This window comes from Pedobacter kyungheensis, from assembly GCF_000812965.1.
GTDB classification, from domain to species: Bacteria; Bacteroidota; Bacteroidia; order Sphingobacteriales; family Sphingobacteriaceae; genus Pedobacter; species Pedobacter kyungheensis.
This window is the reverse complement of sequence record NZ_JSYN01000010.1, coordinates 1-16,521: the sequence shown is the minus strand read 5'-3', so window position 1 is coordinate 16,521 and position 16,521 is coordinate 1. Positions and strand designations below refer to the sequence as shown.

Below are 16,521 nucleotides of genomic sequence, written 5' to 3'. Positions count from 1 at the left end.
GCAAAATATTAACGCGTTAAGCGTTTGGCCTGACGTTTTGTAACGCTACACGCCAACCGCTGGCCGCTTAACACATACACATATGAACTTAAGAGGAATTGTTGCCGTATCTGGCAGACCAGGTCTATTTAAACTGGTTGGACAAAATAAAGTAGGTTACATTTTAGAAAGCTTAGATGCTCAAAAAACTAAAATTGTAGCCAACATCACCAACACCAAATTAGCTTCGTTAGAAGATATTACGGTTTATGGTGAAGAAGAAGAAATTAAACTGGCTGATATTTTTGCCAAAATTTCGGCTAAAGGAAGCACACCTGATTTAAAAGGCGATTTACGTGCTTATTTTCTTGAAGTAGCCCCAGGCCACGATCAGGAGAAAGTTTATGCTTCGGATATGAAGAAAATTATTACCTGGTATAACTTGCTTAAAGATCTTCCTTTGTTTACAGAAGAAGCTCCTGAAACACCAGGAACAGCTGCAGAGGTTAAATTAGCTGAAGAAAAAACAGCTGATAAAAAAGTAAAAGCTACCGGTGCTAAGGCATCTGCCAGTGCAAAAGCAACTACTAAAACTTCGGCCCCGGCTAAAAAAGCAAATATGACCAGCAAAAAAGGCGTTTAAGCTTTTTATTGCAAAAGGATAAGAAACACCAGGCATTTTGTCTGGTGTTTTTTTATGCGCTTACCCGAAATACCAGATTAAACCACCGATAATCAGCGAAATAATAATGCTGATCCATAAGTATTTGTTGCTGCCGCCCTGGTTACTTTTGTACCTGTATTCCCGTTTATATTTATCTAGTAACATCGTTTCTTTTATTTAATGATGATTTTTATTTCCTTTTTCCATATTCACCCACCTTTTTCATCTTCCTTTAAGCGTGATGATAAGGCTCGCCCTTCAAAATACTAAATCCGCGGTAAAGTTGCTCTACAAAAAACAACCTGATCATCTGGTGCGAGAAAGTCATATCAGACAACGAAATTAAACTGTTTGCCCGCTTGTAAATACTTTCGTCGAATCCGTAAGGTCCGCCAATAATAAAGATTAAATGCTGAACACTGCCAATCATCTGTTTGTTTAAATAATTGGAAAACTCAACGGACGAGTATTTCTTTCCTTTCTCATCCAGCAAAATTACCATATCGCCATTGTTAATCTGTTTGTGCAGCAACTCTGCCTCTTTGGCTTTTTGTTGCGCCTCGCTAAGGTTTTTTACATTTTTTACATCAGGTATGGCCAAAAAACTGAAGTTAATATAATGTTTTAAGCGGTTAATGTATTTATCAATCCCCTCTATTAAATATTTATCTTCGGTTTTGCCAATGGCGATGAGTGTAATCTTCATTTAATATTTTCCCTATCTTTAGAATTTCGAGATTCAAATATAATGTTAAAATTACAAGCACAGATCATATCAGGTTACAGCGAAAAAATTAAGGCGGTTACTGATGGTATCAATCAGACTAAAAAATTAATTGATAAACTGTCTTTGGTAAGGGTAGGTTTGTTCCTGGTCGAGATTTTATTTTTTGTTTTACTGGTACGTTCTGCTGATGATGGCTTTCGTACCCTGATACAAATTGCCCTGTTGTTACCTGTAATTGCTTTTGCTTATGTGGTACGTAAGCAAAGTAAGCTCGATCTCGAAATTGATTACAAAAAACAGTTGTTGTGGGTGTACCAGAACGAATGGAATGTTTTAAACGGTATAGAGAATGGTTACGACCATGGCACCGCATTCGAATCTGAAACTCACCCTTACACTTCCGATCTCGATATTTTTGGGAAAGCCTCTTTATTTGCCCTTTTGAATCGCTGCAGTACCAAAAACGGTAACGATGTGCTGGCGAAAAAGCTGGCCAATAAATCGGCACGCGATATCATTTTAAGCCGCCAGGAAGCGGTAAAAGAAATAATCACTAAAATTGAGGAGACCTACAGTTTCAGGGCCAATTTGCACGGTTACGATCCCGATAAAATAGAGCAAATTAAACTGCAGTTAAAACTGCAGCTGGGGGCACAACTGGAATTTGTGAAAGGTAAATTTTTGCGCTTTTATGTTAAGCTGGTACCCTTTGTTACTTTTGGTTTAATTCTGGTTGCCATTATCATCAGCAGTGCTTTTTGGAAACTGCTGGCATTGGTGTTTGTCATCCACACCGGCTGGAATGTATTGCTTAGCGCTAAAATTAATAAGGTATTTTATAGTTTCGGTGGCAGTTCGGGTTTGCTAAATGGCTATGCCAGTGCGATCTTATGGACAGAAAATCAAAACTGGAAGAGTGCTTACATTTTAGGCTTATTCGATTCGCGTATTCCGGTAAGCCAGGAAATTAAAAGTCTGTCTAAAATTATCCAGAACTTTGATGCCCGTCTCAATATCCTGGTAGGAGGTATACTGAATGCACTTTTGCTGTGGGATTTAAAATGTTGTGTAAATCTCGATATCTGGTACAAATCTTCATCAAAAGATGTGATTGCGGCGTTGAATCACCTGGGCGATTTTGAAGAACTGATTTCGCTGGCTACTACCGCTTATAACCAGCCAGATTGGATTTTCCCTGAAGTAATGGAGCAGTTTGCGTTAAAAACCGAACAAATCGGTCATCCGCTTATCCGTCGAGAGCTCAGAGTAGATAATGATTTTCATGTAAACCAAAACCCAACGGTTGATATTGTAACCGGCTCCAATATGGCAGGTAAAAGTACTTTCCTGCGTACGCTGGGGATTAATATGGTTTTGGCCTATTCGGGTGCACCTGTTTGTGCCAGCAACCTCCAATTATCTGTTTTTTCGATTAACACCTACATGCGGATTAAAGACTCGCTGAACGAAAGTACTTCGACATTTAAAGCAGAGCTAAACCGCCTGAAAATGATTTTAGAAAACGTAGTGCGCGATAAAGATACTTTGGTATTGATTGATGAAATGCTGCGCGGAACCAACAGCCGCGATAAATATCTGGGTTCGAAAGTATTTGTTGAAAAGCTGATTGCCGAAAAAACACCAGCACTCTTTGCTACGCACGATTTACAGCTGGCAGATCTGATTAACGATTATCCAACTGAAGTACGAAATTTCCATTTCGATATCCAGATTAGCCACGGCGAAATGAAATTTGACTACCTGCTGAAACAAGGGCCATGCAAAACCTTTAATGCGGCCATTTTACTCAAACAGATTGGGCTGACTTTAGATTAACGTGGTGTAAGCTGTTACCAGCTTACACTTTAGGTTCTGCAGAGTATTTCAATTCAACATGAAAAATTTTAAATATTCATGTAACTTTAAGTTTTATGAAACAAGCGCTCCTTTATTCCGCTAAAGTAACCATAACCACATTGGTACTTTGCCTCCCGGTAACCTTTGCCGTAATGATGGCTTATATTAGATCGATTCCACTGATAAGTGGTAACTACAACTTTCAATTTAACTTCAATATAAGTGATGGCGCTGTGTTTGTGGTAATGGCATTTACCGCGCTTTTATTTTATAGCAAGAAGATGGCTGAGGCAAATGCCGGAATCTATAATAAACATAAAATTACCAATAGGGCGTTTCTAACTTCAGTAATTGTTTTTATTGTTTACCTGTTGGTCTTTGGTAAATTGGACGGTTATCCGTTCAGTGGTTTTCTGGTTACTTATGGGCCATCTTTTTTAATCATGTTTATTTGTATGAAGGCTTTTCCACTTCGCAATGATCTGTTAATAACGGGCGGAGTAGAAAAAGTATAAATCGCTAACAGCATAATCAGCTAAACCTGTTATCACGGTATTGCTTGGGCGAAATTCCCATCACGTTTGAAAAAAGCCGGCTAAAGTAGTAGGGATCATTAATACCGATTTTCTGTGCAATTTCATTAATCCTCAGGTTGGTAAAAAGCAGGTATTGTGTTGTTTTCTGGATTTTTAGCTGATTAAAATAATCAATAGGCGAGGTGCCTGTTTTCTTTTTAAATATAGCCGATAAGTGTGAAGGGGAGAGGCAAACCGCCAGTGCCATTTCCTTCAAACTCATCATCTTTTCAATATTATTGCGCATCAAATCGATGGTTTCTTCCACTTTATCCGGTACAAGCTCTCTATCGTTTGCAAGGTGTTTGTCGGCATAAATAAACTCGCCGATGTACTGATGAAAGCACAAATTGGCATAAATCATATTCTCACGGCTAAAGCCTCTTTCCAAACGGCTGTAAATGGTATTGAAAAGGGTATTCCTTTCTTCGCTAAAACCGCCATAAGCTTTAGGGTTTTGCATCTGACTTACCAGCAGATCGGCCCCCGGACCTGAAAAGTGAAACCAGTAAATTGTCCATGGTAAAACAGGATCGGCTTCGTAAACATGTTCCTTTTTTTTCGGAATAACGATAAAATTACCGGCTTCAACCGGATAATTAACCTGCTCCAGGCAAACGTTTCCCTTGCCTTCAAAACAATAAATCAAAATGTGCTGTTCGGCCCCGTTAATTCTTTTGCGGTAATGGTTCTGTGCTTTGGGGTAATAACCAATGTTGGTAATATAAAGATTATTGATGATCTCGTTACCAATACATTGCTTAGCTAACACATTTCGCGGAACAATAATTGATCTTTGATCCTCAAAACCATCTTTTTTTCTAATCATTTGTTTTTTCATCAGGTATTTGAAGGCATTGATTTGGCTTTACAAAAGTAATATAATCCATCTTTTGCGCAAGTTAATGCATTTTTGTATTTTATATTTATATTGACCTTTGATTTAAAAGGGATTAGGCCCTTATTTATTTTAACCAGATATAAGTTCCCATAGTAATTTCAGCTATTTAAACGGCAGGCTTTACCGCGGATAAGTTTCTGTATTAAATACACACACACAAATGTTATTGAAGAGGAAAATACTATTTGCATCAGCTTTTACGCTAATTGTGATCGGTTTAATTGCTTTTTCACTTTTTTCTGCTGAGAAAGCAATCGATTTTAATTCGCAGGTTAAGCCCATTCTCAATAAAAAGTGCATAGCCTGCCATGGTGGCGTTAAGCAACAAGGAGGTTTTAGCGTACTGTTCAGGGAAGAGGCTTTGGCCAAAACCAAAAGCGGTAAACCCGCCATTATCCCCGGTAATCCGGAAGACAGCGAATTTATTAAACGCCTGAAATCTAACGATCCGGAAGAAAGGATGCCTTATAAACACCCTGCTTTAAATAACGATGAAATCGAAATATTAAGTGATTGGGTTAAACAAGGTGCTAAGTGGGGTAATCACTGGGCTTATATTAGTGTAAAGCCAACTGAAGTGCCCGATGTAGATAATGATTGGGTACGCAACGATCTGGATAAATTTATTTTTGCCAAACTCGAAGAAAACAAGCTGAAACCAGCCAAAACAGCTGATAAGGCTACTTTACTCCGTAGGGTAAGTTTAGATCTGATTGGTACCTATCCGTCGGATAAACTGGCCAAATTTTACCTGAACAGCAAAGATGAAGAAAAAGCTTACAATATTTTGGTCGACAGCTTACTGGCTTCGCCCAAATTTGGCGAACGCTGGGCTTCTATGTGGCTCGATGTAGCCCGTTATGCCGATACCAAAGGTTACGAAAGCGATCCAAACCGGAATATCTGGAGCTATCGCGATTGGGTAATTAAAGCATACAATGCAGATATGCCTTACGATAGGTTTATTACCGATCAGATTGCCGGCGATTTGTTTGCTAACCCCACCGATGCGCAATACATAGCTACCGCATTTAGCCGCAATACCCCAACTAATGATGAAGGAGGAACCAATAACGAAGAATTTAGAACGGCTGCAGTGTTGGACCGGGTAAATGCTACCTGGGAAGGATTGATGAGTACCACTTTTTCTTGCGTACAATGCCACAGCCATCCATACGATCCTTTTAAACATGATGAGTATTATAAATTCATGTCGTACTTTAACAATACCAGGGATGAAGATGTATCGGCAGAATACCCTTTGCTTAAAAATTTTAACGACAGTCTGAAAAATGAACTCAATCAGCTAACCAGTTGGGTAAAAACGGTAGCCGGTAAAGAAAGGGCCGCTGAGGTTGAGTTGTTTTTAAAAACCGGTCAGCCAGCCATTAACTCTACCACCGCCGATGAGCTGATGAATTCGGTAATTGGTAATCATAACATTGCGTTGTTCTTTAAAAACAGTTCTTCGGCCAGGTTAAAATCGGTTAACCTCGAAGGTGTTGATGAACTGATATTGCGCTACAACTGCAGCAAGCCAGATGGTACCATGAGTCTGCATTTGGGTTCACCTAATGGACCTGAGCTTAAATCGTGGAAAGTGCCGCAAAGCCAGGGCTACCAAAATGTAACTGTCGATTTTCCTAAGCAAAGTGGCGTACACGATGTATATCTGAAATACAGCAATGCTTCGGTAAAAAATCCCGATGAATTTATGGTGTACTTCGATTGGTTTTATTTTACCAAACAGTTCCCTGGAAAAGATAAACCAGAATATTTAGCCAGAAAGAAAACCTTTACCGATTTGATGGATGCACAGGTGCCCACAACTCCTGTTATGGTCGAAAATCCACTAAGCATGAAGCGTAAAAACTATGTGTTTGAGCGTGGTGCCTGGACTTCGAAAGGCAAAGAGGTAAAAGTAGGGGTACCCAATTCGCTGGCTTTTGCCATGCCTAAAAATGCACCTGATAACAGAATGGGCCTTGCCATGTGGCTTACCGATAAACGAAATCCGCTGGTATCAAGAACCATGGTAAACCGCTTATGGGAACAGCTTTACGGCGCGGGTTTGGTAGAAACCTTAGAAGATATGGGTACACAGGGTATGGCACCCACCCATCAGGAATTGCTCGATTTTATGGCTTATCAGTTTATGCACCAATACCACTGGAGTGTTAAAAAGATGCTCAAAGAAATGGTGATGATGGCTACCTATCGCCAGGATAGTAAGGTAACTGAAGAACTAAAAGAAAAAGACCTTTTTAATAAATTTTATGCCCGTGGTTCGCGGGTGAGGTTGAGTGCCGAACAGATCAGGGATCAGAGTCTGGCCGTTTGTGGGGTGTTAAGCAATAAAATGTATGGTCCGCCGGTAATGCCATGGCAACCCGAAGGGATATGGTTTTCGCCATACAACGGTGCAAAATGGCGCACCAGTGGAGGTGAAGATCAGTACCGCAGAGGCATATATACTTATTGGAAACGTACCGCACCATATCCATCAGCTATTGCTTTCGATGGCGCATCGAGAGTGGTTTGCAGCCCAAGGCGTATTCGCACCAATACGCCGTTGCAGGCTCTGGTAACCCTAAACGATAGCGTTTATATCGATATGGCCAGAAAACTAGCCTTGCGAATGGAAAAAATAGGCGGAAATACCAATGCGGCCAAAATTTCGAAAGGATATGAATTGATGTTGTATAAAACCATTCCGCAAAACAGGTTAAAAGTATTTGAAGAATTGTATGCAAAAGCTCTTCAGGCATTTAAAAAGAATGCAACAGATGCGTCGGCATTTATGGGCGATAAGCAGAAGAAATTTAAACCAGAAGAAGCTGCGATGGTTTTAGTGGCCAATGCCATGTTAAACCTGGATGAGGTAGTTACCAAAAATTAAGGGACCGGTTATGACAAGAGACGAGTTAAACGCACACAGATTACTTAAGGAAGCACAGGAGGCCAATGCGCGCCTGCATTCGAGACGACATTTTTTAAAAGAAAGCGCAATGGGTTTAGGGGCTTTGGCTATGGGCTCGCTGCTGGGTAGTTGTGGTAATCTTTTTTCCAGTCCGCAAACTAAAATTGCTTACGATCCCGCGCATCCGCTGTTGCCAAAATCGCCACCCATGATGGGCAAGGCCAAAAGTGTAATTTACCTGCACATGGCTGGCGCACCTTCGCAGTTAGAGTTATTCGATTTTAAACCCGAACTGATGAAAATGGATGGCCAGGATTGCCCGCCATCGTTATTAGCAGGAAAGAAATTTGCTTTTATTACCGGTGTGCCTAAAATGCTTGGGCCACAAGCCAACTTTGCCAAGCATGGTCAGTCTGGTGCTTTGGTGAGCGATAACCTGCCGCATTTTTCTACAATGGTTGATGATGTTAGCTTTTTAAAAGCGGTAAAAACCGATCAGTTTAACCATGCGCCCGCGCAACTACTGGTACATACCGGAACGCCACGTTTGGGCAGGCCGAGTATTGGTAGCTGGGTAACCTATGGTTTAGGTTCTGAAAATCAGAATTTGCCCGGTTATGTGGTGCTTACCAGTGGTGGCAGTTTCCCCGATGCCGGAAAAAGCGTTTGGGGCAGTGGATTCTTGCCTTCCGTTTATCAGGGCGTACAATGCAGGAGCGAGGGCGATCCGGTACTGTTTATTAAAGATCCTGATGGCATGAACCGCGATTTGCGGAAGGCTTCAATAGATGCCATTAATCAAGCCAACGAACAGCAATACCAGGAGTATAACGATCCTGAAATTTTATCGCGGATTGCTCAATATGAAATGGCTTACCGTATGCAGATTTCGGCACCGGAAGTGATGAATATTAACGATGAACCAGCTTACATTCACGAAATGTATGGTACACAGCCCGGAAAATCTTGTTTTGCCAATAACGTATTACTTGCACGTAAACTGGTAGAAAAAGGCGTACGCTACATTCAGCTGTTCGATTGGGGTTGGGATGCGCATGGCGATAATCCAAACAACTCGCTCAACATCGGACTTAAAAATAAATGCAGAAGTATCGACAGGCCGATTACAGCTTTGCTACTCGATTTAAAACAACGCGGTCTTTTAGAAGAAACGCTGGTGGTTTGGGGCGGCGAATTCGGTCGTACGCCAATGATGGAAAACCGTAACGGCATACAAAATCCGTTTAAAGGTAGAGATCACCATACCGAAGCCTTTACCATCTGGATGGCCGGTGGCGGTATAAAAAAAGGCTTTACGCACGGCGAAACTGATGAAATTGGTTACAGTGCGATCAGTGGTAAGGTAGATGCTTTTGACATCCAGGCTACCATTTTAAACCAGCTGGGCTTTAACCACGAGCAATTTACCTATCCATTCCAGGGGCGCCCGTTCAGGCTAACCGATGTAGGGGGTAAAGTGATTTCGGAGATTGTGGCCTAGCGCGTAACCAGTTAACAATTTACAGTTAACGGTTTGCAGTTAACAACTACCAATAACCAATATTCAATAACCAATACTCAATAGGGCGATAACGAATGAACCAATGACTAATGAACTAGTGAACGAATAAAAGATTGCTTCACATTACGCACATACTTCAACCCTTCAGTTCGCAATGACGATGGGAGGGCTAATGATCAATAAGCAATTTGTAGTTACCAGTTTTCAGTTGGCAATTAACAGTTTGTAAGTACCAATTATCAATAAGCAATTTGCAGTTGGCAATTTGCAATGACTAATGAACTAATGACAAATGAACTAGTGAACGAATAAAAAGTGAACTAATGAACAACTAAACAAATGAACCAATAAAATATGTCTCAAACCCGAAGAAAATTTTTACAAAATACAGCAGTTGTAACGGCAGCCTCGTTTTTGGCTCCAATTAATAACCTGCAAGCAAGTGAAGCTACCCGTGTAAAGGCAAAAGCAGGATATGAATTATTGTTTATGCAAACCGATTGGGGCTTTGCAGGTACGAGAGATGAATTTTGTGCTGCAGCCAAAAAAGAAGGTTATGATGGTATTGAGGTTTGGTGGCCAGGCGAAGCCAATGCTGTAAAAGAACTTTTCGATGCCGTAAAAAAACATAAATTAGAAATAGGTTTTTTATGTGCCGGATCGCAAGCAAATATTAAAGAACATCTAGCCTCATTTAAAAGTAGTTTAGATGCCATTTGTGCAAACACCTATCAAAAGCCGGTATATATCAATTGCCATTCGGGTAAAGATTATTTCAGTTACGAAGAAAATAAACAAATTATTGATTATGTAACCGCCAAAAGAAAATCTACGGGTCTTCCCATTTACCACGAAACGCACCGTGGTCGGATGATGTTTGCAGCGCCTATTGCTAGAAATTTTGCAGAAAAAAATCCGGAAGTAAGATTTACTTTAGATATTTCGCACTGGTGTAACGTACACGAAAGTTTACTGAGCGATCAGAAAGAAACTATCGACTTTATTTTAGAGAAAACAGATCATATCCACTCCCGCGTAGGGCATCCCGAAGGGCCACAGGTTAACGATCCGCGGGCACCCGAATGGACTAAAGTACTGGAAGCCCATTTGGCCTGGTGGGATAAAGTAATTGCACGTAAAAAACAAAATGGAGAGCGTATGACCATACTAACTGAGTTTGGTCCGGCCGACTATATGCCTACCCTGCCTTATACCCGCCAACCGGTTGCCGATCAGTGGGCAATTAATGTGCACATGATGAATTTATTAAGAAAGAGATACCAATAATTAAAAGATGCTAGAGTTTTTCGGTCGCTTTCACCCGGTTTTTGTACACCTTCCAATCGGGATCTTACTGCTTGCCTGTATTTGTATCATTTTGTCATTTAAGACGAAATTCGCCGGTTTAAAGCCGGCACTTCCCGTCATGCTCCTGTTGGGCATGCTTAGCGCTGTTGTTTCCTGTCTTACCGGATATTTTTTGGCCAATGGTGGAGATTACGATGGCAAGCTGGTGAGTAATCACCAATGGATGGGCATTAGTGTGGCCGTTTTATCGCTCATTTTGCTAATTATTTACCAGAAAGTTAAATCTAATGTGGTATTGGGGAGCATTAGCTGCATTTTAATCATCCTGATTTCTATTACCGGGCATTTGGGTGGTTCATTAACGCATGGAGCTGATTATTTAACCGCTCCATTAAAAGGAGACGGTGCTAAGGCAGGGGCAGCAATTCCACCAATTGCCAATGTGCAGGAAGCTTTGGTTTATCAGCATGCCATTCAGCCACTTTTTAAAAGCCGTTGTTACAGCTGCCATGGAAGCGAAAAACAAAAAGGGAAATTAAGGCTTGATGAAGAAGCATTTATTTTAAAAGGAGGTGAAGACGGAAATACCATAATAAAAGGCAAAGCCGATGAAAGCGAGCTGATTAAAAGGTTACTGCTGCCACTGACAGATGAAGACCACATGGCACCAAAAGAGAAACCACAACTTACGCCCAACGAAATTACCTTATTAAAATGGTGGATTGATAATGGGGCAGATTTTAAAAAGAAATTTAAAGAATTGCCACAACCCGAAATGATAAAACCTGTTTTGGCCGCATTGCAAAAGGGTGAAACTGAAAATGGCGAAGTTAAAGCAAGTGAAATTCCGGTTGAAGAAGTGGATGCCGTTGATAACAAAGTATTACAGCAATTTACCAATTTGGGCATTTCGGTCTTTCCCGTTGCACAAAATACCAATTACCTGTCTGCCAACTTTATCAATGCTACTTCGATGGGTAAAGAGGTTCAGGATTTAATTAAATCGATAAAAAAGCAGTTAACCTGGCTTAAATTAGAAAATGGAAAGGTTACCGATCAAACACTCGAAGTAATTAAAGATTGTAAAAACTTAACCCGGCTGAGCTTAAACTATACCGCCGTTACCGATGCGGGATTAGCGCAGCTTAAAGATTTAGATCAGCTGCAATCACTCAGTCTGGTAGGTACAAAGGTTACTTTAAGTGGCATTAATCAACTTAAAAAGCTTAAAAACCTGAAATTCCTTTACGTGTACCAAACCAATATAAACAGGGCCGATTTATTGAAAATAAAGCAACTATTGCCAAAAGTAAGTTTGGATACAGGCAATTATAAAGTACCCGTGCTGGCGCAAGATACGGCTGTAATTAAGGCTCCATAGTTTTTTGATAACCTCGCCGGTTGAAAACCGGCAAAAAAAGGTAGCTCCGAGGTATTAAAAGGTGGGTCTATTCAATAAACTGTGTCATTGATTAAATCTGATTACCTGATCAGCGTTACCGAACCCGAATATTTAACACTATTATTGGCGATGTTTGTACCAAATATTACGTAATAATACACGCCAACAGGCAGCGGATTGCCTTTAAAAGTACCATTCCAGTTTTCAAATATGTTATCGGTAAAGAAAACCTGGTTACCCAGACGGTTATAAATTTGAACACGATATTTCTTGAGGTTGGTTATGCCAATAATCAATTCATCGTTAATCCCATCGCCATTTGGAGAGAAAGCGTTTGGAACAAATGTAGATGCATTTTTTTTGATAGTTAAATCTCCCTGAGTAACTGAATTTGAGCAGCCATTTTTAGAAAATGTAGTCAAAGTAATGCTAAATACCCCTTCACTTTGAAATATATGTGTAGGGCTTTGTTCTGTTGAAATAAGGCCATCGCCAAAATTCCATTCAAAAAAATCGCCATAAAGCGATGTATTGGTAAATGTTATGGGGATGGGAGCCGCAAATTTGGTGTTAAAGGTGGGGTCGGTATAAAAATTAGCAACCGGAATTTTAGCAATAGGTGGAACAATAATACTGGCAGGGTCGGAGCTACAGGTTCCTGAGGTTAATACAACCTCATATCTTCCTGCCTGATTAAAGTCTGTAATGGGAATCTCTATCGCATTTGTGGTTGCGCTATAATTGTTTGGTCCGCTCCAGGCATAAGTTATACCAGCCTGTTCGGGTACCGATAACCTGATCACATCTTTAATGCAAAATAAAGGTTGATTCATACTAATCTCAGGTTTTTCGGGCTTTATTTCAACCAAAATATCCTTGCTAATCGTAGAAATACAGCCATTATTGGTTTCAACCGTTAAAGTGATTGTTTTAAGCCCGGTTGATGCAAAAGTTAATATTTTACTGTCGTTAGCGGTGGCCAGCTGGCTTTTTACGTCCGGGCCAAAATCCCAGGTGAGTTTCGTATAATTTTTAGAAGTGTTAACAAACGAAAAGGTCTGATCTGGCTCGCATTTATTGTTAACAACAATTGAAAATTCGGCTTCAGGCTTTAAATCGACAGATAAAATATCGACAGAATTTACCTCACTCACACAATCCCCAACCTGAACGTAAAGCCTATACGTGCCAATTATTTCCGGTCCCGTAGCCGGAATTTCGGGGTTTTGAACTTCAGAAGTATAACCATTTGGCCCCGACCAGTGATAGGTAGCTAAATTTAAAAACGGCGTTGATAACTTCAACACATCTCCCTGGCATAAATTAACCTTTGAAGCAGTTATCGCTGGTTTAGCAGGCGTATTTGCAACAATAAAAGTTTGGGTAGTTACTACGTTACAGCCATTTGTACCCTTAGCCTCTAAAACTACAACCTTCTCTCCCGGGGTATTATAAGTGATGGTAAAAGGACCGGTGGTGTTAGCCGATGCCAAACTTGCCCCCTCACCAAACGACCATTTTAACGACGCAAAGTTAGTAGACTTACTTTCAAAAATATATGCCTGACTATCCGTACAGGGATTTATTTTCTGAACATCAATTTCGGCAGTTGGGCCTGCGAAATCAGCGGTACCATCAAATTCTAAGGTAAAACCATTGTTTCCCGAAGAAAAGTTATCAATAAGTATGGCATAAACATGGTCTTGCTCGAGCTCGACATATTTTACAAAACCATTTTGACCGGGAGGGCAGCCAGATGATTCTGTTAAATCGGTTTCTGTCATACTCAATCCGGTTTTATAATAAGAAGGGCTACAAGTTACGCCACTACCCGATGCACAACGTATGGCAGTTGCGGCACTTATTTTACTACAATCGCCATTCACTCCTAAATCATAAAAAATCCAGTCAATGTCGTTTGTGGTAACTGTTGGCGTTATTACGAAAGTAAAATCGCCGGGTTTGGCGGCCTTAAACATATACCAGGCCGAGTTAGATTCTGTACCCAGGCAAGTTCCGGCTGATTCGTGATTATTTGCTCCCGTACCACTAACATTTAACTGTGTAAAGGTTTCTTTTGTACACAGTACCGAAAACGTTCCGCAATCCTGCCCTGGTTTTATGGGTGGGAAATAATTATCGATACAAAGTTTAAAAGTACCGGTAGCATCATTAGCCGCACTTACCCTTACATAATAAACTTGTCCAACGCTTAAAGCACCTTTGTATAACGAACTGACATTATTTGAGGTGGCCACCGTGCCGGGAAGCTCGCTTATAGAACCTGTTGTAGCATCAAACGAGTAGAGGGCAACCAGGGGATTAACTAAAGTATTTGCATCGTTGGTATTGATTTTTCCGGTAACAGAAATATTTACATCGAATTTAGATGCCGTAAACTTAAACCAAACATCTTTGCCAACGGCAGGCCAGCTTAAAGCTTTATTATAGTTACTTGAAGTGGCTTCTAAATTGTTAAATTCGGCATCACCGCTACAATAGGCACTTGTATTGGTAATATTGATGGCGTTTATCAGTTCATCATTAACAGGGGGTGCAAACTTTCCAAAGACAGAAAGGTTCAGTGATACAAAAAACGTGAGAAATAATGAAAAGCGCATATCGTAAAAATATTAAAAATTGCATTCATTTCGAATCATTTTGATTGTTAATGATTTGTTAATATTAAACTTGCAACTTATGGCAACTAATGCATAGCAAATGATTAAGGCAAGCGATTTTGGTCCGAAATTTACCTGGGGTGTGGCTGCAGCTGCGGTACAAATAGAAGGCGCAGCCAGTCAATATGGCAAAGGCCCTTCTATATGGGATACATTCGCGGCAAAAAGCGGTAAAATAAAACGAAATCATAAATTAGATCCGGCCTGCGATTTCTATCACCGCTATGTGGAGGATATTGCACTGGTAAAGTTGCTGGGCTTTAAGGTGTTCAGGTTCTCTATTGCCTGGTCGAGGATTTTACCACAGGGAAGGGGGGAAGTTAATCAGGAAGGCATCCGCTTTTACCATAACCTGATTGATGAATGCCTTACTCAGGGCATTATTCCTTATGTTACGCTTTACCATTGGGATTTACCTCAGGCGCTTGAAGATGAAGGGGGCTGGACCAGCTTTAGCATAAACGCAGTCTTTAATGCTTTTGTAAGCATTTGTGCGCTTGAATATGGCGATAAAGTAAAAAACTGGATTGTACTCAACGAACCTTTTGGTTACACCTCTTTGGGTTACATGCTGGGGGTACATGCACCAGGTAAAACAGGCTTAAGTAACTTCTTTCCGGCAGTTTTACATACTGCCTTGGCACAGGCCGAAGGGGGTAAAATTTTACGTGCTGAGGTAGCCAAAGTCAATATTGGTACAACCTATTCCTGCTCCGAAATACTGCCCTATACCCAGAGTGATAACGATATACTGGCTGCCAAACGGGTAGATTGTTTAATGAACCGTTTATTTGTTGAGCCTGCCCAGGGCATGGGCTTTCCAACTGCCGATTGGGATGTACTCGAAAAATTCCAGATGGAATACGGCACCTGGCGACTGCAGGACAGGATGAAGTTTGACTTCGATTTTATCGGCCTGCAAAATTATTTTCCTTTAACCGTAAAATACAATGCCTTTATCCCGGTAATACAAGCCTGGGAGGTGAAAGCTAAAGGCCGCAAAAAACCACATACGGCTATGGGCTGGGAAATTAATGCTGATAGTTTTTACAATATTGTTAAGCAGTTTGCCAGCTATCCTCATGTTAAAAACATCATGATTACCGAGAATGGTGCGGCCTATCACGATAAGCTGAGCAATGGAAATGTTGTAGATGCTGAGCGCATCGATTATTTTAAACTTTACCTGGCCGCACTGCTAAAGGCTAAAAACGAGGGTATCAATATTACCGGTTATATGGCCTGGACATTGATGGATAATTTTGAATGGGCGGAGGGTTTTAATGCACGCTTTGGTTTGGTTTATACCGATTTTCATACCTTAAAAAGAACAATAAAATATTCGGGATATTGGTGGCAGGAGTTTTTAAAAGCTTAGATCCTTTGGGAAAGCTACATAGATTATTACTAAGTTGTTGGTAACAAATGCTGAAAATCTTTATCTTAACAGAGACTTAAAATTTTCGCTAATCATAAAACTCACCCATGAACGACCGTACCCTGGTTTACAGTACCTATTACAACCCCATCGAAGCCAATATTATCAAAGCCAGATTAGAAGATAGCGGGTTTGCCTGTTTTCTGGCCGATGAAAATGTTTCTACCATTCAGCCGCTTTATAACCAGGCCATAGGTGGTGTTAAACTGATTGTTTTTGAGCGTGATGTAGAAGCCATTAATGCTTTGCTGGCCGAAGATCACAGCGACATGGTTTACGAATATGCAGATGAAGCTGATAAAACGGAAGAAGAAGTAAGCGCTGTTTCCTGCATCAATTGCGGATCTAAGAATGTGGGTTATGGAATGGCTACCGATAAAAAACACAGTGTATGGGCAACCATATTGGCTTTTTTAACTCTTACTACACCTATTCAGGCTAATAAATGTTACCACTGTTATGATTGTGGTTATGAATTTGAAAGGAGTTAATCTAGTTATCTATCCCGTCATTGCGAGAAGGCTTTTTCAGCCGACGAAGCAATCTT

The 16,521-nt window shown here is 40.6% G+C and carries 13 protein-coding genes; 9 read left to right on the top strand and 4 right to left on the bottom strand.

Going from position 1 to position 16,521, the window contains the following annotated elements:
* Window positions 1–82 precede the first annotated feature (82 nt).
* On the top strand, window positions 83–622 hold the full coding sequence (locus tag OC25_RS09685) for a DUF5606 family protein (protein ID WP_039475015.1): 540 nt from the start codon (window positions 83–85) through the stop codon (window positions 620–622).
* A gap of 60 nt (window positions 623–682) precedes the next feature.
* Here the strand turns inward: OC25_RS09685 and OC25_RS28450 are convergent, their stop codons facing one another.
* Both OC25_RS28450 and rlmH read right to left on the bottom strand, forming a co-directional pair.
* Window positions 683–808: a hypothetical protein gene (locus tag OC25_RS28450; protein ID WP_279615730.1), complete on the bottom strand. Its 126-nt coding sequence runs from the start codon at window positions 806–808 to the stop codon at window positions 683–685.
* Between the two features lie 67 nt (window positions 809–875).
* The gene (gene rlmH / locus OC25_RS09680; RefSeq protein WP_039475012.1) at window positions 876–1,349 is read right to left on the bottom strand and encodes a 23S rRNA (pseudouridine(1915)-N(3))-methyltransferase RlmH; all 474 of its coding nucleotides are present in this window, start codon (window positions 1,347–1,349) and stop codon (window positions 876–878) included.
* 42 nt (window positions 1,350–1,391) lie between these two features.
* On the opposite strand from rlmH, the gene OC25_RS09675 reads away from it, so the two are divergent.
* Window positions 1,392–3,206 (top strand): MutS-related protein, encoded by a 1,815-nt coding sequence (locus OC25_RS09675; RefSeq protein ID WP_039475009.1) that lies wholly within the window; start codon window positions 1,392–1,394, stop codon window positions 3,204–3,206.
* 95 nt (window positions 3,207–3,301) lie between these two features.
* Window positions 3,302–3,742, top strand: coding sequence for a hypothetical protein (locus OC25_RS09670; protein ID WP_039475006.1), 441 nt, complete (start codon window positions 3,302–3,304; stop codon window positions 3,740–3,742).
* A gap of 16 nt (window positions 3,743–3,758) precedes the next feature.
* On the opposite strand, the gene OC25_RS09665 is transcribed toward OC25_RS09670, so the two are convergent.
* Window positions 3,759–4,631 carry an AraC family transcriptional regulator gene (locus OC25_RS09665; protein WP_039475409.1) on the bottom strand — a complete coding sequence of 291 codons (873 nt, stop codon included), beginning with the start codon at window positions 4,629–4,631 and terminating at the stop codon, window positions 3,759–3,761.
* A gap of 238 nt (window positions 4,632–4,869) precedes the next feature.
* Between OC25_RS09665 and OC25_RS09660 the strand changes: the two genes are divergently transcribed.
* The 4 genes from OC25_RS09660 (at window position 4,870) to OC25_RS09645 (ending at window position 11,834) form a co-directional block, all read left to right on the top strand.
* On the top strand, window positions 4,870–7,602 hold the full coding sequence (locus tag OC25_RS09660) for a DUF1553 domain-containing protein (RefSeq protein ID WP_425339064.1): 2,733 nt from the start codon (window positions 4,870–4,872) through the stop codon (window positions 7,600–7,602).
* A gap of 10 nt (window positions 7,603–7,612) precedes the next feature.
* A complete protein-coding gene (locus OC25_RS09655) occupies window positions 7,613–9,124 on the top strand; it encodes a DUF1501 domain-containing protein (RefSeq protein WP_039474997.1) in 1,512 nt (503 codons plus the stop codon).
* 375 nt (window positions 9,125–9,499) lie between these two features.
* Complete coding sequence (locus OC25_RS09650) at window positions 9,500–10,432, top strand: sugar phosphate isomerase/epimerase family protein (protein WP_039474993.1); 933 nt, start codon at window positions 9,500–9,502, stop codon at window positions 10,430–10,432.
* Between the two features lie 7 nt (window positions 10,433–10,439).
* Window positions 10,440–11,834 carry a c-type cytochrome domain-containing protein gene (locus OC25_RS09645; protein ID WP_039474991.1) on the top strand — a complete coding sequence of 465 codons (1,395 nt, stop codon included), beginning with the start codon at window positions 10,440–10,442 and terminating at the stop codon, window positions 11,832–11,834.
* 101 nt (window positions 11,835–11,935) lie between these two features.
* On the opposite strand, the gene OC25_RS09640 is transcribed toward OC25_RS09645, so the two are convergent.
* Window positions 11,936–14,476: a T9SS C-terminal target domain-containing protein gene (locus OC25_RS09640; protein WP_039474986.1), complete on the bottom strand. Its 2,541-nt coding sequence runs from the start codon at window positions 14,474–14,476 to the stop codon at window positions 11,936–11,938.
* 100 nt (window positions 14,477–14,576) lie between these two features.
* Here OC25_RS09640 and OC25_RS09635 point away from each other — a divergent pair, with 100 nt between their 5' ends.
* Window positions 14,577–15,914, top strand: a complete 1,338-nt coding sequence (locus OC25_RS09635) for a GH1 family beta-glucosidase (protein WP_039474984.1) — start codon at window positions 14,577–14,579, stop codon at window positions 15,912–15,914.
* A 107-nt stretch (window positions 15,915–16,021) separates the two neighbouring features.
* Complete coding sequence (locus OC25_RS09630) at window positions 16,022–16,465, top strand: putative signal transducing protein (protein ID WP_039474981.1); 444 nt, start codon at window positions 16,022–16,024, stop codon at window positions 16,463–16,465.
* The last annotated feature ends 56 nt before the right edge of the window (window positions 16,466–16,521 follow it).